21 protein-coding genes are annotated in these 25,467 nt (G+C 53.0%); 12 read left to right on the top strand and 9 right to left on the bottom strand.

Annotation, left to right across the window (positions count from 1 at the left end):
* Positions 1–278: 278 nt before the first annotated feature.
* Positions 279–890 carry a peroxiredoxin family protein gene (locus A6X21_RS02930; RefSeq protein WP_068846003.1) on the top strand — a complete coding sequence of 204 codons (612 nt, stop codon included), beginning with the start codon at positions 279–281 and terminating at the stop codon, positions 888–890.
* Between the two features lie 140 nt (positions 891–1,030).
* Here the strand turns inward: A6X21_RS02930 and A6X21_RS02925 are convergent, their stop codons facing one another.
* Positions 1,031–2,311, bottom strand: coding sequence for an AAA family ATPase (locus A6X21_RS02925; protein ID WP_068846002.1), 1,281 nt, complete (start codon positions 2,309–2,311; stop codon positions 1,031–1,033).
* Between the two features lie 401 nt (positions 2,312–2,712).
* Here A6X21_RS02925 and A6X21_RS02915 point away from each other — a divergent pair, with 401 nt between their 5' ends.
* A complete protein-coding gene (locus tag A6X21_RS02915; RefSeq protein ID WP_068846000.1) occupies positions 2,713–4,263 on the top strand; it encodes an ABC transporter permease in 1,551 nt (516 codons plus the stop codon).
* 70 nt (positions 4,264–4,333) lie between these two features.
* Complete coding sequence (locus A6X21_RS02910) at positions 4,334–5,101, top strand: ABC transporter ATP-binding protein (RefSeq protein WP_240490145.1); 768 nt, start codon at positions 4,334–4,336, stop codon at positions 5,099–5,101.
* A gap of 96 nt (positions 5,102–5,197) precedes the next feature.
* Here A6X21_RS02910 and A6X21_RS02905 read toward each other — a convergent pair whose 3' ends face one another.
* Positions 5,198–5,620, bottom strand: a complete 423-nt coding sequence (locus A6X21_RS02905) for a hypothetical protein (protein WP_068845999.1) — start codon at positions 5,618–5,620, stop codon at positions 5,198–5,200.
* 1,064 nt (positions 5,621–6,684) lie between these two features.
* Here A6X21_RS02905 and A6X21_RS02900 point away from each other — a divergent pair.
* Both A6X21_RS02900 and tsaD read left to right on the top strand, forming a co-directional pair.
* A complete protein-coding gene (locus A6X21_RS02900) occupies positions 6,685–8,205 on the top strand; it encodes a S41 family peptidase (RefSeq protein ID WP_068845998.1) in 1,521 nt (506 codons plus the stop codon).
* Between the two features lie 91 nt (positions 8,206–8,296).
* Positions 8,297–9,397 carry a tRNA (adenosine(37)-N6)-threonylcarbamoyltransferase complex transferase subunit TsaD gene (tsaD, locus tag A6X21_RS02895; protein ID WP_068846047.1) on the top strand — a complete coding sequence of 367 codons (1,101 nt, stop codon included), beginning with the start codon at positions 8,297–8,299 and terminating at the stop codon, positions 9,395–9,397.
* Positions 9,398–9,464: 67 nt separating this feature from the next.
* Here tsaD and A6X21_RS02890 read toward each other — a convergent pair whose 3' ends face one another.
* Entirely contained in the window at positions 9,465–10,646 is a 1,182-nt protein-coding gene (locus A6X21_RS02890) for an LptF/LptG family permease (RefSeq protein ID WP_041401719.1), read from the bottom strand.
* 356 nt (positions 10,647–11,002) lie between these two features.
* On the opposite strand from A6X21_RS02890, the gene A6X21_RS02880 reads away from it, so the two are divergent.
* The 6 genes from A6X21_RS02880 (at position 11,003) to A6X21_RS02855 (ending at position 17,360) form a co-directional block, all read left to right on the top strand.
* The gene (locus tag A6X21_RS02880; RefSeq protein WP_068845996.1) at positions 11,003–11,233 is read left to right on the top strand and encodes a hypothetical protein; all 231 of its coding nucleotides are present in this window, start codon (positions 11,003–11,005) and stop codon (positions 11,231–11,233) included.
* 69 nt (positions 11,234–11,302) lie between these two features.
* Positions 11,303–11,599: an Hpt domain-containing protein gene (locus A6X21_RS02875; protein WP_068845995.1), complete on the top strand. Its 297-nt coding sequence runs from the start codon at positions 11,303–11,305 to the stop codon at positions 11,597–11,599.
* Positions 11,600–12,028: 429 nt separating this feature from the next.
* Positions 12,029–12,532 carry a hypothetical protein gene (locus A6X21_RS02870; RefSeq protein ID WP_131818159.1) on the top strand — a complete coding sequence of 168 codons (504 nt, stop codon included), beginning with the start codon at positions 12,029–12,031 and terminating at the stop codon, positions 12,530–12,532.
* Positions 12,533–12,736: 204 nt separating this feature from the next.
* Positions 12,737–13,051 carry a hypothetical protein gene (locus A6X21_RS02865; RefSeq protein ID WP_068845993.1) on the top strand — a complete coding sequence of 105 codons (315 nt, stop codon included), beginning with the start codon at positions 12,737–12,739 and terminating at the stop codon, positions 13,049–13,051.
* Between the two features lie 359 nt (positions 13,052–13,410).
* Positions 13,411–15,918, top strand: coding sequence for a vWA domain-containing protein (locus A6X21_RS02860; protein ID WP_068845992.1), 2,508 nt, complete (start codon positions 13,411–13,413; stop codon positions 15,916–15,918).
* 188 nt (positions 15,919–16,106) lie between these two features.
* Positions 16,107–17,360, top strand: coding sequence for a DUF2135 domain-containing protein (locus tag A6X21_RS02855; RefSeq protein WP_131818158.1), 1,254 nt, complete (start codon positions 16,107–16,109; stop codon positions 17,358–17,360).
* A 184-nt stretch (positions 17,361–17,544) separates the two neighbouring features.
* Here the strand turns inward: A6X21_RS02855 and pheS are convergent, their stop codons facing one another.
* From pheS to A6X21_RS02825, 6 genes are all read right to left on the bottom strand, one after another.
* Complete coding sequence (gene pheS, locus A6X21_RS02850; RefSeq protein WP_068845990.1) at positions 17,545–18,549, bottom strand: phenylalanine--tRNA ligase subunit alpha; 1,005 nt, start codon at positions 18,547–18,549, stop codon at positions 17,545–17,547.
* 252 nt (positions 18,550–18,801) lie between these two features.
* Positions 18,802–19,194, bottom strand: a complete 393-nt coding sequence (gene rplT, locus A6X21_RS02845; protein ID WP_068845989.1) for a 50S ribosomal protein L20 — start codon at positions 19,192–19,194, stop codon at positions 18,802–18,804.
* Between the two features lie 141 nt (positions 19,195–19,335).
* A complete protein-coding gene (gene rpmI, locus A6X21_RS02840) occupies positions 19,336–19,536 on the bottom strand; it encodes a 50S ribosomal protein L35 (RefSeq protein WP_013110759.1) in 201 nt (66 codons plus the stop codon).
* 325 nt (positions 19,537–19,861) lie between these two features.
* On the bottom strand, positions 19,862–20,371 hold the full coding sequence (gene infC, locus A6X21_RS02835) for a translation initiation factor IF-3 (RefSeq protein WP_390416245.1): 510 nt from the start codon (positions 20,369–20,371) through the stop codon (positions 19,862–19,864).
* A 303-nt stretch (positions 20,372–20,674) separates the two neighbouring features.
* Positions 20,675–21,802, bottom strand: a complete 1,128-nt coding sequence (gene fliM / locus A6X21_RS02830; protein WP_068845988.1) for a flagellar motor switch protein FliM — start codon at positions 21,800–21,802, stop codon at positions 20,675–20,677.
* 137 nt (positions 21,803–21,939) lie between these two features.
* Positions 21,940–23,196, bottom strand: coding sequence for a glutamate-5-semialdehyde dehydrogenase (locus A6X21_RS02825; RefSeq protein ID WP_068846046.1), 1,257 nt, complete (start codon positions 23,194–23,196; stop codon positions 21,940–21,942).
* Between the two features lie 389 nt (positions 23,197–23,585).
* Here A6X21_RS02825 and A6X21_RS02815 point away from each other — a divergent pair, with 389 nt between their 5' ends.
* On the top strand, positions 23,586–25,358 hold the full coding sequence (locus tag A6X21_RS02815) for a proline--tRNA ligase (RefSeq protein WP_068846045.1): 1,773 nt from the start codon (positions 23,586–23,588) through the stop codon (positions 25,356–25,358).
* Positions 25,359–25,467 lie beyond the last annotated feature (109 nt).

Raw genomic sequence — 25,467 nt, 5'->3', positions numbered from 1 at the left:
TGCAGTTGTGGAGTCATCCATCGGGCTGGCTGGAAGGCTGCGAAGCAGTGTAGAGCGACTTGATTTTCTTGGAAAGTTGAATGTTTGGCAGAGTCTCGGGTGTTCCATTGGGGCTGCTGGAAGATGATGGGAATTTTTCTGATGAGCTGATGTTATTGGGAAAATCTGTCACTTGTTGCCGTGAGTTGTATCTCAGAGTTTGTGAACTGCTGGTGAGCACTTGTCTGAGAGAGTGATCAGCGGGGGAGAGTCGATTCACTTTGAGAAGGGACTAGAAAATGCTGAAGGCAGTTATCGCGAATTTTCGACAGCGTCTGCGATATGAGTGGCTCGTGCCCATGCTCCTGGTGGCGATGAGCGGTTTATGGTTCTCTGTCGCGACGGCAGCACCTCCGAAGTCGGGAGAAGTCGCCCCTGATTTTGAACTGGCCAATGTGGATGGGGGGACGACAAAGCTATCGACGATTGCTGAGCGGGGGCCGGTCGTGCTGATTGTGCTGCGGGGATTTCCGGGCTATCAATGCCCGTTGTGCAATGTGCAGGTGAATGACTTTTTAAAGTCGCAGGAGAAGTTCCAGGCAGCAGGGGCGCGGGTTGTGTTTGTCTACCCAGGTGCTGGAAGTGGTCTTGTCCAGAAGGCGAAGCAGTTTCGCGGAGAGCGCGTGATTCCCGAGCACTTTACGCTGCTGGTTGATCCCGATTATCAGTTTACGAAACAGTACGGCTTACGCTGGAATGCACCGAATGAAACGGCCTATCCAGCGACATTTGTGCTCAATAGCGACCGAAAGATCGCCTTCTCAAAAGTGAGCGACAGCCACGGCGGGAGAACAACGGCCAAGGAGGTCCTTGAACAACTGGCGAAGAATCAACAGCAGGGATCGAAGTAGATCGATGACAGTCAGGCAGTGTGTGTCGGGGTGCATACCGACACACACTGCGGCTGTGATTGAGGCGTTCATTGACGCGACGTTATCGATGAAGTTGAGTTACCCCTTGTCGAGTTTTTCAAACACCCGCGACAACAGGTTTATGTCGCTCCAAAACCAATCGGCTTTTTCGCGGTTTCTGTGCGACGGGATTGGAATTCGGCCAGAGCACGAGTCCAGTCGATCTCCTCTTCATCGAAATGCTGCATGGCCAGCAACGTTTTAAGTTCTTCCAGTTCGGCAAAACTCATCCCTTCGGTCTGACTGACGGCGAGGGGGATGTCAATCTTTCGACTGAGGATTTCCGACCAGTGGATTTCCATCAACTGGCGACGCAGTTCGACATTCGGTTTGGTGAATTCGATCATCAGGTCAATGCGGCCAGGGCGGCGCAATGCATGATCGATCTCGTTCCACTGCAAATTACTGGCGAAGAGAAAGACCGTACCATATCGGCGGTCAATGCCATCGAGTTCGTTGAGCAGTGTGCAAATATCCGTCGAATTGTGGTTCTCCTCGCGACGGCGGATGAGTTCGTCGAAATCATCGAAGAAGATGATCCCGGGGGAACCCAGCGAAAGAAGTTCTCCTACCTCACAGCGATGTTGTGCGGCTCGGAAATGAGCAATGGAAATTGATTTCCAGGCTAATCTGCGTTTCTCGGCTTCGTATTTGAGCCAGCGTGCAGCCATTGTCTTGCCATTTCCTGGTTCTCCGCGCAGGAGCATGCCGCGACGAATGGCGACACCGAGGGCTTTCATGGATGCCGCATTGCGTGTCAGGACACCAATCGTGTTTTTCCAGAGTCGCTCGCGAAGCGAATCCTGCATCAGTGGTGCCACAACTTGTGAGCGGGCTTTTTCCAGACGTCTGAGTTTGTAGTAGAGCGCCAGGAATTGCCGCTCGGCCACCAGCCAGACATCTCTCGTGAATGACGGGCATTTTTGAGAGGTTTGCTGGATGAGATTGATCACACGGCAATCCCCTGTGCGGAGCGTGATCTGGTATTCGCGCATGCCGAAAACCATGCCTTGACGATGCGATTCGGCATCGATGTATCGAACGGGCGGTTGAGAAGGAAGTCCGCGAGCGATCGGGCCACGGGAATTCTGGCCCAGGAGAAATTCACCCACCCAATCGAGAGTGAAGGGGATCACGGGTTCGCCAAAGGTTTTCTGGCCAAGTTCAAGGACTTTGGCCAGATCACGATTGGCCAGGCGATCAAGCTCAGCACGAGGCTTGCTCGCCGTGTGGAGAGTGGTCGATTCGGTCGCGCATTCATCGGTGGTGTCTGTGCGCAAGGAAACTGGCAGTTCCAGAGTTTCCTCGGCTGCGGCTTTTCGGATCATGGCTGGTCGAATTGTTGAGGTTGTGTTTTTCATTGCCTGTCTTTGACACATTGCGCAGATCGAGGTTCGCCTGGCGGATTGGGATCAGGTGGTTCGCGACAGGGATTTAGGCCAACAACTTTCACCATGGCAATGTTGTGCTGGTCGCACTCTTCCTACCTTGCTTATTTGCCCCATTTTGTTGTTGATTGAGGGGATGGGAGAAATGGCGGGAAATGGAAGTCCGGGTGTTGGTCTTGGCAGTTTTTGCCGAAAGTCTTAGAGTCGCAGTCGATGGGCTCCGAAAAGCGGTGGAACCGCTACGTCGGAATTCCGGCTTCGTCGTGTTGAATTTGGGCTTTGAGATGTTGATCAAGGCATCGCTCAATCCTGAACTGACGGAGAATTTCGGAATTTACTAAGGCAGTTCGGCCAAAGGATTGGCGAGAAGCGACATGTATAAACTGCTCTTGTGTCAGAAGTATCTTCGAACCAGATACATTGCGCTCGCCAGTATCATCAGCGTCATGCTGGGTGTGGCGACCATGATTGTCGTCAACAGTGTGATGGCTGGTTTTTCGAGTGAGATGCGTGATCGAATCAAGGGGTTGCTCTCCGATGTGGTCATTGAAACCAATGGCTACGATGGCGAGAAGAATCCTGATGCGCATGCGGCACTTGTGAAAAAAGTCGTCGGTGAGCATATCGCCGGCATGACGACGACTGTCGAAATCTACGGGATGATCAGCTTCGAATATGCCGGCCAGTGGATCACCAGGCCCGTGACGTTGATTGGAATTGATCCTCAAAGTAAAGCCGAAGTCGGGCCACTGGTCGATTACCTGCAAAGTTATCGACAGGAAAAAGAGGGCGATGAAGTTGTTCGTGAAGCGGAGCGGCAGGCGAATGAGCCGCCGGGCTGGTCATTAACAAGTTCGGCACGAAACTACCGCCGGGATCGAGCCGCCCAGGAAGCCTTCTTTCGCGAGCAGCGACTGCACGATCAGCGTCAGCGAGGTGCTGCTGTCCCTGAGGATCGCAAGCCTGCTGTCGATGACAGTGTGGTCGATCCCTTTGCCATGGAAGCCCAGGCCAATGGTGCCGCGGTACCGCCGGCGCCTGTTGATCCGACAGAACCACTGCCCGGCAAGCTCTACATTGGCGCTGGACTGATCAGTTTTCCATTTGAAGATGCTGAGACCGGAAAAATTCGTACCCAGTGGATGGTACGTACCGGTGATGATGTCAAAATCAGCACGGTGACAGCCGGGACACCACAGCCTGTCTATTTCAATGCGACGGTCGTCGATACGTTCAAGAGCGGAATGAGTGAATATGACTCTTCGCTGGTTTTCTGCAATCTGGAGTACCTGCAGCAGGTTCGCGGCATGGTGCATCCCACAACGGGCGAACGGGCCATTACTTCGATTCAGTTGAAACTCAAGGATTTCCGATCTGCGGGTGAAGTGGTTGATAAGTTGCGGGCCGCGTTTCCACCGGGGCTGTATACGATTCGTACCTGGGAACAGAAGCAGGGGCCGCTGCTGGCTGCGGTGGATGTCGAATCCTCCATTTTGAATGTGCTCCTCTTTCTGATCATTACTGTCGCTGGCTTCGGGATTCTGGCCATCTTTTTCATGATTGTCGTGGAGAAGACACGCGATATCGGAGTGTTGAAGGCACTGGGTGCGAGTTCCACGGGTGTGATGTCGATTTTTCTGCTCTACGGACTCTCTTTGGGAGTTGTGGGGAGTGGCGGCGGTGTGGCCTGCGGGCTGCTGTTTGTGAGGTATATCAACCAGATTGAACTGGTGATTACCTACATCACGGGCCGCAAAGTCTTCGATGAACGGATTTACTATTTTCCTGAGATACCGACATACATTGATCCCTGGATGGTTGTTTCTGTCGCACTGGGTGCGATGGGGATCGCAGTGCTTGCCAGTATTCTGCCGGCACGCAGAGCGGCTCGGTTGCAACCCGTCCAGGCACTTCGTTCTGAATAGTTGATTGTGGTTTCCAGTGTTCAAACAAGCCAACAAAGTTCATTTCGACCTTAGTCGTGAGGGCGGCCTGATGTCCGATCCTGTTGTCGACGAATCTTGCGAGACAATCTTGCTCAGTTCAGCCATGCCACCTCATGCACAGCTTGTCGCCACGGGGATCGATAAGGCTTACCGCAAGGGAGATCATCAGGTTCCTGTCCTTCGCGGGGTCGATATCTCGATTGATCGTGGAGAGTTTCTATCGATCGTGGGTCAATCAGGCTCAGGGAAAAGCACTCTGCTGCATTTGATGGGGTTACTGGATGCCCCTGATCTGGGTGAAGTGTTGCTCGATGGACAGCGGATTGATGATCTGCCAGCCCGCACCCGTGATCAGATTCGTAATCGAGTCTTTGGCTTTGTGTTTCAGTTCTATCATCTCATGCCTGAACTGACGCTGGTTGAGAATGTGGTTTTGCCATTGATGATCCGGCATTCGATCTGGTCGTATTGGAAGAACCGTCGATCACATATCGAACGGGCCAAACAACTGATCGACCGCGTGGGCTTGTCGCATCGATTGACGCATAAGCCTTCGGAGCTTTCCGGTGGTGAAATGCAGCGGGCAGCCATTGCCCGGGCACTCGTTTCGCAACCTCAGATTTTGCTGGCTGATGAACCAACGGGTAATCTGGACGAAAAGACGGGTCGTGAAATCATGGATCTGCTCAAACGGCTCAATACCGAAGAGCAGCTTTCGATTGTGATGGTGACCCACGATGCCCAGTTGGCGCGAGAAGCGACCCGAACTGTGCGGCTGACTGCAGGTCGAGTGGAGGCCCTGGCGGGAGCCGCCTGATTCCTCAGGGCTAAACGACAGTCGAGATGTCTCGACATGAGTTGTTAGTTGGGTGGTTCTGTCGAATCAAAGAACTCAGTGACACAAACTTCACTGTTACGTATCTGACTTGGGATTGATTCGATAAGTCCCGGTTTTGGAGTCGTGATATATCTGTGGGGTGTTGTACAGGCACTGGTACAGAACGTTCCGGAAGTTTTTACTGGAAGTTTTGTAGCCTGTTTCGATGATCTTGTCACTCAGATCAGAGAGCGCATACCCTGGTGGGTACTGTGTCAGGATGGAAATCACAGTGTGTCTGAGTGAGACAGGATTCCGACCGCGACCGCTGTTGTAGGCTGGTGAGCGACTCGGGGTGAATTCGGAACCCCCTTGAAGCTCAGTAATCCGTCGCGAAATGACGTCGAGTTCTTTTTGAAGCTTATCCCGCTGACCGATCAGCGAGGTCAACTCCTGGCGACGTTTTGTCAGCATGCGTTCGAGTTCGGCTACGGTGAGCTCTGCGGATGGTTCAACCATAATTTCAGCCAGACTTTCGTGAGTTCAGGTGCCTGCATACCTGACCGAATAACACACCAGTGACAGTCTCCATTCATGTCTCTGTCGCGATTGTTCGATCTGTCGTGTTGGCAGTTTTCGTAGTCCGTTTTTCAAGGGCTGAGTGGGAGTGCACTCACTCTGCCCAGGTTAAGACGGTTACATCGATGGTCGAGGAGATGACTCTCCCATCAGTAACGACGACTCACACGTTTTCGTATCTGCCTCAGTTTCGCAGCGGGTCAGGGGGATGGATAAAAAGATCAAAACAAAGGTGCATGTTTCAGAGCCTAGCCATAACTTAACAGATTTCAACCATACGACATGAAAACCCGAGGTTTCAAATCCGTAAGTGTTGGTTGTTATCGGCTTTCTGTTCAGTAGGCAGGCTGTCTTTCAGGGAGAATTGTGCTTTGCTTGGGAGTAAGTTACGGAAATTCTGAGTCCATGAGGTGTAAACCTGAGTGATCGACTGCGATCAAGTTGAGTCACTCCAATTGTGCTGTCTGGAGTGATGATGTGACGGGTGTGAGACATCGAAAGGTTTATAGAAGAGCCAGTGTTGATATCAAGTGAATGGATGAATTGAGGTGTTTACGGCGATTGTTGTTGAGATTAATTTTTGGAAGTTTGAATGGCTCCCCATGCGGCTGTCCCGAACCTGTTGAACCCTGCTTGCTGACGGTATTCCCGTGGGCCGGGATTGTCGGTGCAGCGGCTGATTCACTCTGTGCAGAAGGTAATTCACAATGGGATTGATTCTCACTCAGACATTGTTGTCGTTCAGGCATTTCTGAAGAAAAGGTTTGTAGCGACCATTGTGTGAAAAGACTAAGCTATCCTGACACTCGGTTTGATGACGCTCGAATTTGTAACGACTGTGCCTGAGTGCCTGACGGCCGTGCCCGTCGGAAATTTGTGCGTTAGGAAGTGAGATAGCCGGTACAGTCAGGTGGTTGCAGGCCACGTGATCACCTTCAACCAGTCAGAAACAGAGTCAGCAAGGCACGAAAAAACTGTTAAGCCTGTCGCACAGGAGGAACCTTATGTTTTCAGCTCGGATGCAGTTTCTACCGCCGAATGCGGGATCACTTTCCCACACGGGCTGTGCCAATCGGTGGTTTCCAGGCTGCTGGTCTCGTGAGGTTTGGCTGGCTTTGTTCTGTGGTGCCGTCTTACTGGCGATGGCACCGAGATCACTGGTGCTGGCAGACGAAGAAAAGGCCACACCTCCGGATGCGCGGGAAAAAGAATATTACGAGTTGATGAAACTGTTTGTCGATTCGTTTGAACAGGTCGAACGCAACTATGTGAAACCTGTGGATCGCAAGCAACTGCTGGAATCGGCCTTGAGAGGGATGCTGGCCGATCTGGATCCGTACTCGTCCTATATCGATTCATCGGGTCTGGCAGAGTTCACGCAGCAGGTGGAGCAGGAGTTTGGTGGGATTGGTATTCAGGTTTCACTCGATCCCAAAACGCGGCAGCTCGTCGTCATGACACCGCTTCCTGGGACACCGGCCTATAAAGCGGGAATTCGCGCTGGAGATCGAATTCTTTCCATCGCGGGAAAGCCGACAGCTGAGTTTGCCGATGGTAAAGAACTCGAATCAGCCGTCGTGCTGATGAAAGGCAAACCCGGCGAGATCGTGAAACTGAGTGTGCTTCACGAGACAGAATCGACACCCGTGGAACTGGACGTTGAACGGGCGATTATTCGTACGCCTTCTGTGCTGGGCGACAAGTACAACGAGGATGGAAGCTGGTCTTTCTACCTCGATGGACTCGACAAGGTGGCTTATGTCCGGCTCTCTCAGTTCGGCAGGAACAGTGCTGATGAAATCAAATCCACTCTGAAAGAGCTGGAGCAACAGGGGATGAAGGGTTTGATTCTTGATTTGCGATACAACCCGGGCGGGCTGTTGACGGCTGCCACTGAAATTGCCGACATGTTTCTTGATAGTGGTGTGATTGTGAGCACTCGTGGTCGCAACACCGAGGAACAGGTCTTCAAGGCGAAAAAGTCTGGGACATTTCGCGATTTTCCTGTCGTCGTGCTGGTGAACCGCTTCAGTGCTTCGGCCAGTGAGATTTTGAGTGCTGCACTGCAGGATCATGATCGAGCGATCATTGTCGGTGAGAGATCGTGGGGGAAAGGGAGCGTACAGAATGTCATCAATGTCGATGGTGGCAAGAGTGCACTCAAGCTGACCACAGCCAGCTACCATCGCCCCAGTGGTAAGAACATTCATCGCTTCCCCAATTCGAAGGAGACCGATGAATGGGGTGTCAAACCCACCGAGGGTTATGAAGTGAAAATGACACCTGAGCAGATGCAGAAATATCTGGAATATCGTCGGCAGCGGGATGTGCTGCGGAAAGAAGCCGGCGCTTCGTCGTTTGACGATCCTCAGTTGGCGAAGGCTGTGGAGTATCTGAAGTCCAAAATCTCACCGGCTTCCGAAGCCAAGCCAGAAGATGGGAAGGAAAAGGCCAAAGGCGAAACTTCCCCGCCTGGTACTGCTCCACAAGGTGATTCTGCTTCCAAAGAGAATTCTGCCAGGTAGAGACGGCAGCTATTCCTGATTTAACGTCTCGCGAGATTCTGGAATCCAATTGCTTCCATTTGATGTTGTTACGCCAGATTCTGCAGCGTCCGTGGCTGCAGAATCTTCTGAAAGTGGCTTTCTGCTGGCTATTGAGTCTTCCTGTGATGAAACGGCCGCTGCAGTGATTGATCGGCAGCGGCGAGTGCTCTCGAATGTGGTGGCGAGCCAGTTTGAATTGCACACCCGCTTTGGTGGCGTGGTTCCTGAAATGGCCTCGCGAGCTCATGTGCAGAACATTCTGCCAGTGATCGATGAAGCGATCAGGCAGGCGGGGATTCGTCTTGCAGATTTGACCGCCATTGCTGTCGCGACAACACCTGGTCTGGTTGGTTCGTTACTCATTGGATTGACAGCGGCAAAAACCCTGGCATGGAGCCTGGGAGTGCCATTGGTTGCGATTGATCACCTGCAGGCACACATTTACGCCTGCCAGTTGGCATTATGGTCGCAATCGGGTCAAGCCGCTGAGCAAAAAGTTCAGTCGGAGTCGATCTATCCCTGTGTGGGAATGGTCGTCAGTGGCGGACACTCGAACCTCTATGCCTGTGCTTCGCCGGTCGATTTTGAGCTTCTAGGGGCTACGACAGATGATGCTGCGGGTGAAGCCTTCGATAAAGTTGCCAAGGTCCTCGATTTAGGGTTTCCAGGTGGCCCGGCGATCGAGAAGTGTGCCAAAGCCGGCCGAGCGGATGCCTTTGCCTTTCCCCGGACTTTCATTCACGAAGAGCGGCTCGATTTCAGCTTTAGTGGTTTGAAAACTGCCGTGCTTTATGCGGCTCATGGAATTCAAGGAGCTAAAGTTCAGCCTCCACCATTGGATGATGCCCGTCGAGCCGATCTGGCAGCGAGTTTTCAGGCGGCTGTGGTCGATGTCCTGATTGCAAAAGCGGTTCAGGCTTTGAAAAAGACCAGATATTCCTCGCTCTGCGTTGGTGGTGGTGTGGCAGCGAATCAGGCTTTTCGGGAAAAGCTGGAGCAAGTGGCACAAAAGCGAGGCTTCCGGCTGCATGTCGCTCCTCGGGAATTGTGCACTGATAACGCAGCGATGGGGGGCCTGGGTTGGGAACTGGTCGAAAAAGGTCGCTTGGCACCACTCGATCTGGATGTTTCCCCAGGGCTGATTCGAACGGCAGTCCCGCGGAAATCGTGAAGAGGATCGTCTCAGGTAAAACCGATGATTCGGGAATCTGGTCTCATCGTGCGGTGGCCCGAACTGTTTAATTGCGGGCCAGTTGTCGAATGATGTAGAGGAATCCCAAGGTGAGAGCACCATTGGGGAGCCAGACCGCCCAAGAGGGATCGACCTTGCCGACTTTGCTCAGATTCTGAGCCATCATGGAGAGTGGGTAATAGACCACCAGGATCGGAACAAAACAGAAGAGAAAACTGGTCAGAAACTGGTTCTTGGCCATGTAGACGGCAAATGGTGCACCCACGAGCACGAAGAAAAAACAGCCAAACGCCATGGAAATGCGGTTGTGGAGTTCAGTGGTCAGTTTCATGCTGCGGTTGCGTTCTTCGTCGACCTGATAGCGACTGACAGCGAACTCTTTTTCCCCAAAGCGATCAAAATCGCCGGATGCCAGAATGAGAGCGGCCTCAATCGCCAGTTGGCGGGTGGCTGTGGCATCGCCTGTAGCCATCGCTCGCGTTTCTGCCAGAATTTCCCGGGATGTCATATCTCGGGATTTGGCCTTCTGACTGCGATTTGGCAGGGGAAATTCGCGAGCATCATAGCGGAAGCGCACACGCGTATTGGCATCATCCGGAAGGCTGATGTAACCATCCTTGAATTCCATGACGACGACATCACGGTCGAGATCAAAGCGGAGTCTGGCCTCTTTGGCCTGCACTGTGACCGGCTTATTGCCACGCATGTACCGGAATGTGGGCATGTAAAGCGTACGGTCCCGGACATCCATGACGGTAATCGAGAGCCCTTGATCGCGTAGATTCAACTGGTTCTGGGCCTTGAGGACATCGAAGAAAATGTCTTCAACAGCCATCGCGATGGTCCGCTGAATACGCTTCATCGACCACGGAATCATCTGGTCCGTGATGACGAGCGTGAAGATGCTGAGAACCACACCCAGCAGAAACGCGGGCCAGAGGACGGAGATGATATGAATGCCAGCTGCTTTCGCAGCGATGATTTCCTGATCACCAGAGAGTCGGCCGTAAACGACGCAAACTGTCAGGAGCAGTGCCGTAGGAATTGTGAAGGGAAGCAGTGTGGGAATGATAAAGGGGAGGATCTGCAGGATCTGCATCGGTCCCAGGCCATGTTCCTTGGCCTCAACATAAACCCCGGCAAAGACGAGCAAAAGCGTAAAGCCTGCAGCACTGACGGCGAATACCTTCAGTAAATCGACCAGGATGTATCGCTGCAGCAGCGGCATCACGGTCGCTGTACTCCTCTGGTGAAATGGCCATGCGGATGTCCTGAGGCATCCGGGGAATGAACTCATGCAGGGTTTTCGAGAAAACCATGGAAATGGTCAAGGACGATTTTTCGCTTCCATAAGGCCGGCGGAGGTGTCAAGCCGCGCGGATACACCGGGATTAACGCGCGAGTTCACCTGATCCTTGAGGAATGAAGTTTTTGTATTGCAGTCGCCGGAGTGCGGAAGTCGATGGAAAACAGAGATTGAAGTCAGTCATTTTGCTGCTAAGCGGCAAATACACGATCAGCTCCCATGAGCCGGTCAAAATTTGTGCAACACCAGACATTTGCACCCTCGTGGCGAGGAAGACCATGGAAATTCTCAGGCATTTGATCGGTGATGACGCCACAGCTTTATTGCTGTGCGCTTCCGGGCTGGGTGCCGGGTTGGTGTTGCTCAAGCTGGCTGGCTGGTTCCGTGCGGCTGACGGACTGGAAACTTGTGCAGATGATGCCTGGCAATTGCCGGCAGATTTGCTTCCCAAGGGACCGAGCGAAGTCGTCCCGGTTCAAAATCATGGCTGGCAGGAAAAGGCCGCCTGACGCAGGCTTCCACGCTGTTTCCTTTCGAGCCACCCAGCCGAAATCGTGTTGGAAACCAGGAATTGTTTGATGCAACCTGTTCGCTCTGAATATGCTTCTGATCCCGATTATGAAGAACTGATCGCTGATTTTGTGGCAGTGATGCCGGAGCGGATTTCTGAACTTGAACTGGTGCTGGGGCAAAGAGCCCACGATGAACTGAAGCGGAAGGCGCACCAGCTCAAAGGGGCTGGAGGTGGCTATGGATTCCCGGAGTTGAGCCTGCTGGCTGCTCAGGTGGAATCGGCCTGCCGGGAAAATCGGACAGATGACATTCTGGAACTGACAGCCGAATTGATTTCCTACTTGCGGCGAATTTCAGTCTGACTCTCTGCTTGTCGTAAAATGCTTATTGGTTATGACTTACGCGTTCTCTGGATGTGTGGGTTCCTGGGGGGATGGCCTGGCTTTTCAGATTCCCTTTCATTGTGTTGCCACCGCGATCTCTCGTGTCAATCACTGCTGATGACGCGTATTTTCCCTTGCTGCCCTCTGGCGAAGTGATTCCTGAATCCGCGTCCTGAAGAAACAGGGACTTTTCCCCGGGGGATTCAGCAATTATGCTGTCAGGGAGGTCGTCTCGTTTGACCTGACAAACGAGATGACTCGTGGTCGGCACGAACGGCAAATTGAGTGCGGACCGACGAGTTCACGCCGCGAATGTGGAAAGTACTCCATAACAATCACACTTCCATGTGATTGGGCCGTATATTGCTGATTCGATGTGCCCGTGGGATTTGAATTGAGGAAATGTTGATGCCGCCATCATTGAAGTTCGCTGGTGCTGTAAGCTGCCTGATTCTGGCTTTTGGTGCAGGGGTTAGCTGGCAGAAGGCCATGGTGCCACAAATCGCGGCTCAGGATGAGCAGTTTCAGGCTCCTTCAGAGGACACAGTCAAGAAGATTGTTGTCGCTTATGATTCATTGCGGGCCGCGATGGAAGGGCTCAAGCAGGAGCAACGATATGTTCCTGCGACAAAATCTCTGAATCCTTATGGTGTGATTGTCGGCGGGCTGGATGTGGTTTCCGATCTGGAATCAGGTCGAGGCGTCGATCCTTACACATTTGCAGCACTGTATTCAGGCGATGCGACAGACGAAATTGCGACTCATCTCACCAAGGATGAGGAAGGTCGTTTGATGTACAAAAACCGCGTCATCCGCATGTATCCGATTTCTCGCTTCAAAAAGCTGGAAGGACAGCGGATCAGCCTCACCAGCGGAAAGGCGGCGGCGACAGAAGCCGCTCCGGAAAACTAAACGTCGATCGCGGATCAATTCGTCATCGAATTCCGTCCAAGGCCATGTTGTGCTGTTCACATGCCGAATGAGCTTTCCACGATATTTCCGTTGCTAGAGGCGGAATCGTTTGCTGACAGCTCAAAACGGGTTGGGCTGTGATCTCTTGGACTGTGATCTCTTGGGCTGTGATCTCTTGGGATGGGATCTTTAGGAGATTCGACGATGTCTCAACCCCCCAGTGTTTCGACGTACACACTGGCATGTGTGCTGATATTCTTGACGCTTTTTGAGCTTCAAATCGTGCTGACTGTGTTGCGGTTCAGCGGAGTTGATCCTGGCGGAAATAGACCATGGGTACGAGCTGGTTTAATGGTCGTGCCGCTCGCAATGATGGTTTTCTATATTTTCTGGGGTAGAACCGAGTTTGAAAAAGTGCGGCATCTTCGCGGCAGGTTTCAACTCACGTCGATGCAAAGCCTGCTGGTCGTCGTCTGGATTTTAGGAGCCGTGTTTCTGGGAATGCAGGCGATTGGATAAAATGCGATTGAAATCGATGGTTCGCTATTTTGCAGGTCTATTTTCTCAACGGCCGCAGTTTTTTGCCCTTGAAAATCTTGTTCGGGTTATGCGGGTTGCAAGACTCATTCGCCTGTGAAGAACAGAAATCACGGTCATTGAGCGACTTCGCCGATCTTCCCGACGACCACCGATGAGACGGATTGCGCCGGGTAAGTGTGGTTTTTGCCAATTTGCACCCGAGAAGCGAGAAGATTTTTCTTCAAAGGTGTTGGTTCATGGCGGTAAACTTTGCGGATCAGGAAATCTGTCTGCTGTTGAAATGTTGATTCAGCAGCCCCATCTCGAAGATTCGGCCAGAAGTTCTGGAAAGCTCAAACATGCATTTCCTCTCTCAGCGTCAGTGGTCACGACTGGTGCTCTGCACACTCCTCAGCGGTTCGGTAGCCATTCCTCTCTCATGGGCGCCTCTCTCGTGGGCGGATGAGAAGGCCACCAATGCTGCCAATGCCCGCATTTCCCGGCCAGTCGCCACGACTGCTGGCGATCAGCACGGAGTTCGCGCACAGGTCTTTCAGCAGGCAGATGCTGATGGGACGACTTACTCGGCAATTGCCCTGCGAGGGAAAAATCTCGCTCCGGTGGCAGGTCCGCAAGAACTGGTTGTTCTGGTCGATACTTCGGCCAGCCAGGTGGGTGCCTATCGCCAGGGTAGCCTCGAACTGGTGAGCGAATTGCTCAAATCGCTTCCTCAAGAAGTTACAGTCAGGGTGGCTGCCGTCGATGTGGGTGTCGAATCCCTCATGGGTGAATTCGCATCCTCGACAACACCGGCCGCTGTTTCAGCTGTTCAACAGTTGAAGATGCGAACACCTCTGGGAGCCACCAATCTTCCAGCGGCTCTGGACGAAGTCTCTGGCTGGTTTACCCAAAAAGGGCCTCGACACATTCTTTACATTGGCGATGGCCATAGCACCGCCGAGTATGTGTCGATCGAACGATTTCAGACCACTTTGAACCAGTTGGAGAAGCAGCAGGTTGCTGTTCACAGCTATGTCCTTGGGCCGAAATTCAACGGCAAATTGATTGGCTCACTCGCTCAGCAGACCGGTGGAGCCCTGTGGTGCCTGCCTTCAGCCACACCAGCGGCTGATGCCCCACAAGTCGCTGCCTCGATTACAGCACCCATCCTGCGAGTTGAAGAATTTCAGGTGGAAGGTGATGCCGCTTTTGAACTCATTCCGTCTCGCGGCCTGCCACTCAGGTCAGATCGCGAAACTGTTTATCTGGGCCGTGGAACAATTCATGGCGAAGAACTGTCAATCCGCGGTGAAGTCGCCGGTCGGGCTGTCACCGAGAAATATAACCTCTCTCCATCCTCAGCCCATGCGGCATTCCTGCCCGCCTTTGTGCGACAGGTGATTTCGGAAAAAGGGATCACCAATTCATTGGCAGGGCTCGAAGCTTTGGGCCTGGCCAGCAGCGAATTTGAAGAAGGGAGCCGATTACTCGCAGCCCGGGCTGAAAAAGCCTCTCGCGAAGGTGATCGTCAGGTTCTCGCACAACTGGCTGCCCAGGCCAAAGTTCTTTCAGTTCAAAGTGCCGCCATTGAACGACTGGTCGCAGCTCCTCAGGATGCCCCTGCCTCCGAAGCACCGATGGTTGAACGAACTGTTCCAGGCCAGGGGCCCTCATTACTCGACGAGCGGGAACAACTGATTCGAGTTCAAGCCGAGAAGTTACGGCAGCAGGTCAGTTCGACAGTCCAGTTTGCCCGTTCAGCCGTTGATTCCGGAGCGGCACTCGATGAACTGAAGCGGTCACTGACTGCCGTTCGGTCTGCGATTGATATTAATGCTGAAGAACGTGTGCGTCTCGAACGAGTCCTTGGCTCGGAAATTCTGGCCACGACGAATCGTATTGAAAAAGAAAATCTGGATCGCGTTCGCAATCTGGAACGATCGGCCCAGCTTGAGGCTCAGCAGCGTCTTGTCGAACAATCGGTTCTCGATGATGAGCGTCTGGCGAATCTGATTGACCGCATTCGTGCTCTGATGAATGCGGGATGGCATGGTGATGATGCCGCCTTCTCGGAAGCTGAGGCGGTGGCCCGAGTCGCGGTCGATCTGGAACCCAATAGTGGTGCAGCCGCAGCGGCTCTGTTCAATGCCGAAGCAGCCACACAGTTACGCCGGGTGTTCCGTCTGCGGGCTCGCCGTGCGGATATGTTCCTGGAAACACTTTACCAGGTTGAACTCTCGCACGTGCCATTCCCGGATGAACCTCCGATTGTCTTCCCACCGGCCGAAGTCTGGAAGGCCTTGAGCGAACGACGCAAGCGTTACCAGTCGGTTGACCTGAGGCAGAACAGCCCCAACGAGCAGAAGATTCTGTCGGCGTTGGATCAGCCTACTGAAGTGGAATTCATTGATACCTCTCTGAAGGACGCTTTGGACTTCATCGAAGATCTCCACAAGATTGAGATCTGGATCAATGAAGCCAAGATCATGGAAGAGGGGATCGCGATTGATCAACCTGTGAATCTGCAGCTTTCAGGTGTCAGCTTGCGGAGTGCACTCCGACTGATGCTGGAACCGTTGCAGCTTACTTATGTGATTCGTAACGAAGTGATGGAGATCACGACCCTCACCGATGCTGAAACCGCACTTTCGACCCGCGTTTATCCGGTCGCAGACCTGGTAATCCCGATTCAATCGTTCTTTGGCGCTGGTGGCTTAGGTGGTGGTAACAATGGCCAGTTAAACGGTGGCCAGCAGAATGGTCTCGGCGGACAAGGTAATCAGGGTGGGCAGCAAGGCTTTGGCGGTGGCGGAGGAAACTTCTTCAGCTTGCCTGCTGAACAACTAAAAAAAAACCAGACCCGATAAACTCGACTCAGAGTTCTAGGTCTCTTAATGAAACTGCGGAGTTTGGGCAGGAGGTTTTGCCACCTGCCCCGCTTCGCAGTTCTGTTTTTTCCAAGCGGACTTTCTGCCAGAAAAAAGACTCTCCATCGACGGATATCACATCCAGAACAGTGAATTTTAAAACGCCAGAAGAATGGGATCGGTTTCTGGTGGAGAAGTCACTAAAGCCCGATGTTATTCGGGATCTGATCACCGGTTTTTCTTCATCGGGTCAGCATGCAGCGGCCATCGGTCTCATTGAGGCATCGATCCGGGCTGGCCAGGTTCAGCCCTGGATGCACGAAGTGCTGGCGTTATCGATGGAGCTTGATAAGCGTCCCAAGGCACAGATCGAACGCGTCATGCTCTCGGGCGTCGATGTGGGGGCAAATGATCCCGCTTCATTGGCTTTTCTTGCCAACTACTTTTCTCGTTTAGGGCGGCCCGAACGTGCGCTGTCGCTGTTAGACCAGGCAGTTCGGCAAGATCCCACGCGCGTGGAGTTGTATTTACTCGCCACGAAAATCGCGATGGCCAATAAAGCCTGGGAGACCATTTTGTGGAGTGCTCCAGGGCTCGCACAGTATGCCTGGGGTGCTGATCGCGAAGAAATGCTCAAGCTGGCAGAAGCGGCGACAATCGAAGCGAGCACGGCTTTCCGACAGAAGGGCGAGACTGCGACAGCAGAAATGTTGACCAGACAATTCGAGCAATCCAAAGCCTGCGACCTTAGTGTCAAAGTCGAGTGGAATGGTGCCGGTGATGTCGATCTGCTGGTCGATGAGCCCGGCGGGTCGACGTGTTCGCATGAAACGCCCCGGACTCCAGCCGGTGGGTTACTTTCTCGAGACGGTTTTGGACCACGGCAGGAAAACTGCCAGGAAGAATACGTCTGCCCGTTCGCTTTCGATGGTGAGTATCGAATTCGGATTCGTCATGTGCAGGGCGATATTGTCGGTAAGCGGGTGGCTGTCACGATCACTCGTCGCAAAGGTCAGACGGATGCGGACGAGACGACCCGGACGATTATCCTGGGAAAGGATGATCAGGAGTTACGAGTTCTCATGCGAGGTGGTCGTCGTCAAGTGGCTGCACCAGTTCCCGATGCTTCCTCGCGTAAAGCGACCAGGCCAACAACATCCGGCAATGTGGTCCTGTCGGAGCTGAGAGGGCATTTGCCGGATGCTCGAAACTGGCCACCACTGGCTCAGGTCGGGCCCAATGCTGGCGGAGGTGGTGGTGTGGGTGTCGGAGTAGCCCTTCAGGCTCCTCAGGTCACATCGATTGCCGAGGGCGTTTCGATGGCAGCGCTGGCGGTTGTTTCGGGAGATCGCCGATACGTCAGGCTGACATTGCAGCCTAACTTTACGGCAATTCGAGACGTGCTCCAGTTCAGCACAGCCTCCGGCCCGATTGGTCGATGACGGTTACTTGCTGATGGATTTCCACTGACTGATTGCACAGAAAGACCACCGATCGTGTGCCATGCTTGCAGCTCTGGGCAAGCATGATTTAGCAGGCAGCAGCTCGCAGTTTTCTCGCAGGAAAGGAATATGTCTTTCCTGAACTGTTACGACCAGCCACTAAGAGAGATCTCTGCGATCAGGTCTAAAATTGCTTCAGGAAACGCAGGTCGTTTTCATAGAAAAGTCGAATATCGTCGATGCCGTGGCGCAGCATGCAGAAGCGGGCAATCCCTAATCCAAACGCAAAGCCGGTGATCTTCTCGGGATCGTAACCGACATTCTCGAGAACCTGTGGATCGACCATCCCGGCACCACCGAGTTCCAGCCAGCCGTCTCTCCAGCGGACATCGACTTCGACCGATGGTTCCGTGAACGGGAAGAATGAGGGGCGAAAGCGGATCTCGACATCTTCACCCAGATAAGCGGCCGCGAACATCTTGAGCACACTCTTGAGAGTGGCCATGGTGACTCCTTCGCCGACCATGAGTCCTTCCATCTGATGGAACATCTGGTGGTGGGTGCGATCGATTTCATCCGGTCGATAAACGCGGCCCACAGAGACAATTCTGACGGGTGGCCGAGTTCGTTCCATCACTCGAATCTGGACAGTCGAAGTCTGACTTCGCAGAAGGATGGGCTGGCCGTTCGCTGTTTTAGCAGCCGCCAGGTAGAAGTTATCGAGCGGATCCCGTGCGGGATGATCCTTAGGAATGTTGAGCGCATCGAAATTGTGATATTCGTCTTCCAGCTCCGGGCCATCATCGACAGTGAACCCGAAGCGACCGATGATTTCTTTGAATTCTTCAATCGTCTGGGTGATGGGATGTTCCCGTCCTAACCTGGGAAGATTTCCCGGCAACGTCACATCAAAATCGCGAGGCTGGCTCTCCGGGCGAGAAAGCACTTCGACCCGGGTATCAAACAATTGAGTGACCCGCAGTTTCATTTCATTAAAGGCCTGACCAATGGCCGGTCTTTCTGCGGGAGTCGCTTTCCCCAGTTCACTCTGCAGATCTTTCAATCGCCCTTTGCTTTTCCCGAGAAAGAGGATGCGTACCTGCTCAAGATCAGCCACATTTCGTGCCGCTTCAATCGCTGCGGTGGCCTCTTGTTCAAAGACCTGAAAGGCCTCGTAGGCTGTACTCATTCGATTCTCATCCGGTGATTATGGGTAAGTGATGGAGACCCGTTTCGTGGCAAGTGTCGCTCGATCGGTGAGTCAATGATCCTGAAAAACCAGCGTTTCAAGGAGCTTCATACAAAAGAAAAGGGGGCTGTGGATACTCCACGCCCCCAGAGAGACTCTTCAAACATTTGAAGACTGGGCGATCTCCCATCGCCAGAACCATATCCTGAATCTCCTGAATCGCCCGAAAGCGTGCATTCAGAAAATAGTTGATTAGACAGCAGCCAGCTTGCGACCAAAATTGACGTTGTTCTTCTGCAGTGCAGCCTTCACGAGGTTGGCCACTTCGTCGAACACCGTTGGGTGATGAATCGCCAGCTCGCTGAGAGACTTGCGATTGAGCTTGATCCCTGCAAGATCCATCCCGTTAATAAACCGGCTGTAAGAAAGACCACGCATTTGAGCGGCGGCTGTTATACGAGTGATCCACAGTGAGCGGAAATCACGCTTGCGGGCGCGACGGTCACGGAAAGCGAAGCAGCGGTTACGAACCACTGTTTCTTTCACCAGACGAATCTGCTTGCTACGACCACCAACCTGACCGCGAGCTTCGCGGAAAAGTCGTTTGTGAGATTTATGGCGGGCAACTGCAAAACTGATACGCATAATAACCTGTCGTAAACTTCAGAGGGCGGTATTCGTGTGATCGTCGATCAGCAAAGAACAAACGATATGAACGCGTTCCCAGCCACAGTGGACATCAAAAAGTGGTCTTTAGAAATTGGCCATAAAAAACAGGCCTGTCGATTAGAGAATTGGCCGGAGACCTTCAATGATGTTCTTGGCGTTCGGGCCTGTCACCACGTTATCAAGACGGAGGTGACGCTTACGATTGCCACTCTTGTGAGACAAAAGGTGCCCGCGGTATGCACTCCGGTGCTTAGCCTTGCCACTCGCTGTGACTTTGAACCGCTTGAGCATTCCCTTGTGGGTCTTTTGTTTAGTCATAACTCTTCTCAACTTTGACTGCCAACATGTCGGCAGACTGCCTGTCGTGAAATACTGTCTGTCTTAAAATGCAGTGAAAACGCTGCAGCTTAGCAAAGTCTTTCATCAAAGGATCTGTTCCTCTGATCAAAAGCCATGAATCCGGGAAAAGGGAGTATAGTTCAGTGACCCGGTAAATTTCCAGCGATCGCGCTCAATCACTCAAGAACGCAGAATGATGAATGAACCGATGGATGGAAACTAGGCGGATTGAGCCGCTGATCTCCCCGAATCATCACGTGTCTGATGCAAACAGGCTGATTGCATCTGCTGTTAAGCCAACGTGTTATGTCTTGGGAGCCAGTACGGCAATCATGTTGCGTCCACCTTCCAGCTTGGGCATCTGCTCCACTTTACAGTGCTCTGCCAACTGCTGGATAATGTTTGCAAGAATTTCCTTGCCGCGATCGTGATGCGCATTTTCACGACCACGAAAGATGATATTCAGCTTCACTTTGTCTTTTTGGGACAGAAATTCCTTCGCCTGCTTCACCTTAAACTCGATGTCGTGTTCACCAGTTTTGGGGCGGAGACGAATTTCCTTAATCTGCACCTGATGCTGCTTGGCCGAATTTGCGTGTTTTTTCTTCTGTTCGTACTTGAACTTGCCGTAATCCATGATTCGGCAGACTGGAGGACGCTCGCCAGGAGCAACCTCAACGAGATCCATGCCAACTTCCAATGCCACACGCATGGCTTCTGAGGTGGGAATGACTCCCAGCATTTTCCCTTCGTGATCAACCACCCGAATTGGGGAAAGTCGAATCTGATCATTAATACGATGCGTCGTTTCGATTGCCGTAATCTCCAGTAAGGAAAGAAGTTATTTCAAATATCCAATCGCCGCAAACTGCATGGCATCCGCCATGAACTGGCGTCTGGCAAGCAATTTCTCTTCTCGACTTCGCGTTGTCTCAATTGATTTATACCGGAAATCGTACTGAGTCAACAAGTTGCCGCAAATTGAAGTTTTTTTGACAACGATTTTCGGTGGATCAGTTTGTCACTGTCAGCATATCTGTCGGTGAATACAAATCAATACACGTTAATGTATTTGCTGGCGTAGTGTGCATCGGCGAACTGGCACCACAAATGTCAATCAGGTCCGCGGCTTGGGTGGATTAGTTTTCGGTTCAGTGACAGATGGCATAGATTTGCTCGTCGATGATTCTGCGACACTTTGCAGCTTTTCCCGCAGAATATCCCGGCTGTGGGCCACCATTCCCGTAACCCGAATGGCCTTTTTCCCCTTCACAGCACCCGGTTTCGCCATAAACATCGGGCAGCCCTCGACCACCACTTCCAGCCCATCTTCTTTGGGATGTTCAGTCATAATCACATCACCCACCGCCAGATGGGCCAGGTCTCGCGCTGTGAGTCGGGTATGTGCCAGATTCACAATCATTTTGACGGCAGCCTTGGAAAGCCCGTCTTCCAGAATCACTCGCTGTTTGGGGTCGAGCCCCTTCTTCTGATAAGCCGACCATGTGTCTGAAGAGAGTTTTCCGGAAAGTGGCTCGATCGTATTGAACGGGATGCACAGGTTCATGATGCCGCGAACTTCACCCATCGTGATCTCAAAACTGACCAGCACAATCACTTCGTTGGGAGGGACGATCTGCACCAGTTGAGGGTTGCTCTCGATCTGTGTGACCTTCAGACCCAGGCTGCACACATTATGCCAGGCGTTTTCAAGACCATTGATCACCAGCAATGTGATCCGGGAAACCAGTTGCAGTTCAATTTCAGTCAGTGGCCGACTGGGAATGCTCGGGATGCTTTCTTTCCCACCACCTAGGAGACGATCGACAATCGGAAAAATGATCGAAGGACTCAAATCCAGAATCAGATGTCCTTCAAGACCTTTCGATTCGAGGAGATTGAAGCAGGTGGGGTTCTCCAGGCTGAAGACAAACTCGCTGTACGTTAATTGATCCACGCTGATCAGTTTGACTTCCACAATGGCTCGCAGCATCCCCGAAAGTGCAGCGCCAAACTCCCGGCTGAAACCTTCGTGCAATGCCTGAAACGCACGCATCTGCTCTTTACTGACGCGCTCGGGACGCTTGAAATCGTACACACTGATCTGTGGCCCATTATCTCGCCGACGGACCGGTGTCGAACTGGGTGCCGGGCTGCTCATGGCAGCTCCAGCATTACTGCGTGGAGCCGGATCGAGTGCTGCCAGCAGTGTCTCTACTTCCGACTGGCTGAGTACATCGGCCATGTTGTCTCTCCACTTCCCTGTCGAGATGAATTCAGTCGAGAAAAATTCAGTCGAAATTTTTTGCTAATAACGAATCGCTGCCAACACGCTGCTCTTCTCTCATCCCTGCTGACAACTGGTATGGCTTGATCTCTGGCTCAGCCGCGAATTTGCCCAGCCCCCCGCACAACATATTTGTAGCTCGTCAATTCAATCAGCCCACAAGGGCCACGGGCATGAAACTTATCAGTGCTGATACCAATCTCAGCCCCCAGGCCAAGTTCTCCCCCATCGTTAAACCGCGTACTGGCATTGACCATGACAGCCGCAGAATCGACTTCCTGCACAAACTGCTGAGCAGCAGAATAATCATCAGTAATAATGCAGTCGGTATGGTGCGAACCATACGTTTCAATGTGTCCGATCGCCTGCTCGAGAGAATCGACGACTTTGCAGGAAATGATCATGTCCAGGTACTCTGTGCGGTAATCGTTTTCCTGAGCTGCCTTTGCTTCTGGCAATAGAGAGCACGTTTTCGAGCAACCACGCACTTCGAGCCCGCGCCGGGACATGATTTCGCCCAGTATTGGCAGAAACTTTTCAGCAATCGCTGCATGCACCAGCACACTTTCAGCCGCATTGCAGACCCCGGTTCGCTGGCATTTGCTGTTTTCCAGAATCCGGCTGGCCATATCGAGATCAGCACTCGAGTCGATATACACATGGCAGATGCCGTCATAATGCTTGATGACCGGCATGGTCGCTTCTGACATCACCCGCTCGATCAGCGACTTCCCACCACGCGGGATCACCACGTCAATCAAGGTGTTCAGTCGCAGCAGTTCTCCAACCACTTCCCGGGCGGGCGTATTGACAATCTGGACCAGGGCAGGGGGTAGACCGGCCTCTGCGACAGCCCCCTGCACAATTTCACCCAGGCACAGGTTCGAGTGCATGGCCTCTTTGCCACCCCGCAGAATCACGGCATTCCCGCTCTTCAGGCATAAGGCAGCAGCATCTGTGGTCACATTCGGGCGGGATTCGTATATGAACAGTACCACACCCAGGGGAACTCGAATTCGCTGAACCTGCAGCCCGTTCGGCCGAATAGAACCATCAATCACAGCTCCCACAGGATCAGGCAGTGCGGCTACTTCCTCGACGGCCCGAGCCATCGCTTCAATGCGGTCAGTCGAAAGTCGTAGTCGATCAATCGCCGCCGAGTTGAGTCCATAGCCGGGGGCGGCTTCGATATCTTTCGCGTTGGCAGCGAGAATCGCCGCCGACTGGCTGCGCAAGGCTCTGGCAATGGCCAGTACGCCTTGAGTCTTGCGGGCCGGGGAAACATTCCGCAACGCGACGGAAGCTTTTCGAGCCGCTTGACCAATATCTTGTGAGTACGCTTGCCAGGACATCGCGACAAATTTCCCAAACGAATACCGGAGTTCAACCATCGAGGTGGTCTTGGAATTCCTGCTCAGAGCCTCTTCATTGCCTCATGAATCGAGAATTCAGGCTAGACGCGCAATCAGGGTGGCAGGTTCAAGTTCGCTCAAAGCTCAGGGGGAATCATCCCGGAAACAGGGGAATCGGTCAATTCCGGCGTTTCTGGCCAATTCCAGTACTTGAATTCGAACAGCGCGTGCCCTGAATTTGCCCCGGTGCTGCCCTACCCGCAGCAGCCAGCCCGGCTGATGACTGCGAATGAACCTCGCTTTCAAGAGAATCGTCTCTTCTTTACAATCCCTGCTCGCCATTCAGTTTAAGCCCGGTTGCTATCTGCCATATTTCAAGGATGTTACTCGTGCGCTGGTCACAGTCTTTCATTCCCACGCTCAAAGAAAATCCTTCTGATGCCGAAATTCCCAGCCACCAGCTCATGCTGCGTGCCGGTTATGTGCGTCAATTAATGGCTGGTGCTTACACTTATTTGCCGCTGGGCTGGCGTTCGATCCGCAAAATTGAAGCCATCATCCGCGAAGAGATGGACGCCACCGGCGCTCTCGAAATGTTCATGCCCGCCCTCCAGCCCATCGATCTCTTCGAGCGGACAGGTCGCAAAGAGGCCTTTGGTAACGTCCTCATCAATTTCAACATCCGCCGGCAGAATCATCAGGTCCATCTGGCACTGGGGCCGACTCACGAAGAAGTTGTGACTGATCTCATGTCGCGTCACATCAGCAGCTACCGCCAGTTACCGATGACGGTTTACCAGATTCAAACCAAATTCCGGAACGAAGAACGGCCACGCTTTGGAGTCTTGCGCACCAGCGAATTCCTCATGAAGGATGCGTACAGCTTCCACTCTTCGGTCGAATCGCTGTCGGAGACCTATCAGAAGATCTATCGCGCCTACTGCCGCATCTTCGCCCGTTGTGGTCTGGAGTATCTTCCCGTCGAGGCCGAAAGCGGGCCCATTGGTGGCGATGCCTCTCACGAGTTCATGGCCCCCGCTGCCAATGGCGAAGACCAGATTGTCTTCTGCCGCAAGACACGTTACGCCGCCAATCTGGAGCGTGCCGAGACAGGGCGTGTCCGCAGCCAGGTCAAGCCGGTTGATACGGCTCTTCCCGCATCGGAAAAACTGCATACTCCCAATGTGGGGAGTATCGATGCATTGTGCCGCCTGCTGAACTGCCAGCCGACACAACTGATCAAGACCTTGATCCTTCTGGCTGATGGTGAGCCTGTGGCTGTCCTCTTACGAGGCGATCACGAAGCCAACGAAGGGAAGATTCGCCGCGCTCTGGGTGCCAAAACTCTGGAAATGGCCGATGCCGCGACTGTTTTCAAGGTTTCCAGTGCTCCCATTGGCTTTGCCGGGCCTGTCGGTTTGAAGTGCCGGTTTGTGGCCGACCACGATATCCCTCAGGTCGTTCCAGCCGTCGTGGGTGCGAATGTCGAGGATTATCACCTGGCCAATGTCGTCTTGGGACGGGATTTCGATCTCCCCAGGACGGCTGAAGGTGAGTACGAAACCTTCGACCTGCGCAATGCGGCTGCCGGTGATCCCAGCCCGCGCGGTGAAGGGACTCTCGAACTCGTCCACGGGATCGAAGTGGGCCACGTCTTCAAACTTGGAACAAAGTATAGCGTTTCACTCAATGCCACCTACGACGACGAAGCTGCCACCCGGCAGCCACTCATCATGGGATGCTACGGCATCGGTGTGAACCGGATTCTCGCCTCGATGGCTGAAACCAAATTCGATGACAATGGTCTTGTCTTACCATTGTCGATTGCTCCGTACTCCGTCGTCATATCGACAATTGGTGTGAACGATCCGGCTGTCGATGAAGTCGTCAATCAACTGGAAAAAGAACTGACAGCCGCTGGTGTCGATCTGCTGATCGACGACCGCGATCAAAGGCCGGGCGTCAAGTTCAAAGATGCCGACCTGATCGGCATTCCGCTCCGCGTCGTCATTGGCGGGAAGGGGTTAAAAGAAGGCCAGGTCGAACTCAAATGGCGCCACCTTCCAGAAGCCACAAAAATCCCCGTCGCCGGTGCCGCTAGCGCGATTCTCGAACAACTCGCCACCCGCCGAAAAGAAGAAGCCGCTCACGTGCCCGAGTAATCGATTTTGTTTGTCAATGCATGAAAAGAATCACCCGGCGTTTCGCAAAACGCCGGGTGTTCTTATCTTGGCGTTAAGGTAACGACGGAGTGAAGGTGTCTCGTTTAAC

The sequence above is a fragment of the Planctopirus hydrillae genome (assembly GCF_001707835.1).
GTDB lineage: Bacteria > Planctomycetota > Planctomycetia > Planctomycetales > Planctomycetaceae > Planctopirus > Planctopirus hydrillae.
The sequence above is the reverse complement of the archived record's forward strand: the minus strand, read 5'-3'. Positions and strand labels throughout refer to the sequence as shown.

Excerpts from the sequence above, each read along its gene's own strand:
- A6X21_RS02930 (WP_068846003.1), top strand. The coding sequence starts at position 279 with ATGCTGAAGGCAGTTATCGCGAATTTTCGACAGCGTCTGCGATATGAG.
- A6X21_RS02925 (WP_068846002.1), bottom strand. The coding sequence starts at position 2,311 with ATGAAAAACACAACCTCAACAATTCGACCAGCCATGATCCGAAAAGCC.
- A6X21_RS02915 (WP_068846000.1), top strand. The coding sequence starts at position 2,713 with ATGTATAAACTGCTCTTGTGTCAGAAGTATCTTCGAACCAGATACATT.
- A6X21_RS02910 (WP_240490145.1), top strand. The coding sequence starts at position 4,334 with ATGTCCGATCCTGTTGTCGACGAATCTTGCGAGACAATCTTGCTCAGT.
- A6X21_RS02905 (WP_068845999.1), bottom strand. The coding sequence starts at position 5,620 with ATGGTTGAACCATCCGCAGAGCTCACCGTAGCCGAACTCGAACGCATG.
- A6X21_RS02900 (WP_068845998.1), top strand. The coding sequence starts at position 6,685 with ATGTTTTCAGCTCGGATGCAGTTTCTACCGCCGAATGCGGGATCACTT.
- A6X21_RS02890 (WP_041401719.1), bottom strand. The coding sequence starts at position 10,646 with ATGCCGCTGCTGCAGCGATACATCCTGGTCGATTTACTGAAGGTATTC.
- A6X21_RS02880 (WP_068845996.1), top strand. The coding sequence starts at position 11,003 with ATGGAAATTCTCAGGCATTTGATCGGTGATGACGCCACAGCTTTATTG.
- A6X21_RS02875 (WP_068845995.1), top strand. The coding sequence starts at position 11,303 with ATGCAACCTGTTCGCTCTGAATATGCTTCTGATCCCGATTATGAAGAA.
- A6X21_RS02870 (WP_131818159.1), top strand. The coding sequence starts at position 12,029 with ATGCCGCCATCATTGAAGTTCGCTGGTGCTGTAAGCTGCCTGATTCTG.
- A6X21_RS02865 (WP_068845993.1), top strand. The coding sequence starts at position 12,737 with ATGTCTCAACCCCCCAGTGTTTCGACGTACACACTGGCATGTGTGCTG.
- A6X21_RS02860 (WP_068845992.1), top strand. The coding sequence starts at position 13,411 with ATGCATTTCCTCTCTCAGCGTCAGTGGTCACGACTGGTGCTCTGCACA.
- pheS (WP_068845990.1), bottom strand. The coding sequence starts at position 18,549 with ATGAGTACAGCCTACGAGGCCTTTCAGGTCTTTGAACAAGAGGCCACC.
- rplT (WP_068845989.1), bottom strand. The coding sequence starts at position 19,194 with ATGCGTATCAGTTTTGCAGTTGCCCGCCATAAATCTCACAAACGACTT.
- rpmI (WP_013110759.1), bottom strand. The coding sequence starts at position 19,536 with ATGACTAAACAAAAGACCCACAAGGGAATGCTCAAGCGGTTCAAAGTC.
- fliM (WP_068845988.1), bottom strand. The coding sequence starts at position 21,802 with ATGGCCGATGTACTCAGCCAGTCGGAAGTAGAGACACTGCTGGCAGCA.
- A6X21_RS02825 (WP_068846046.1), bottom strand. The coding sequence starts at position 23,196 with ATGTCCTGGCAAGCGTACTCACAAGATATTGGTCAAGCGGCTCGAAAA.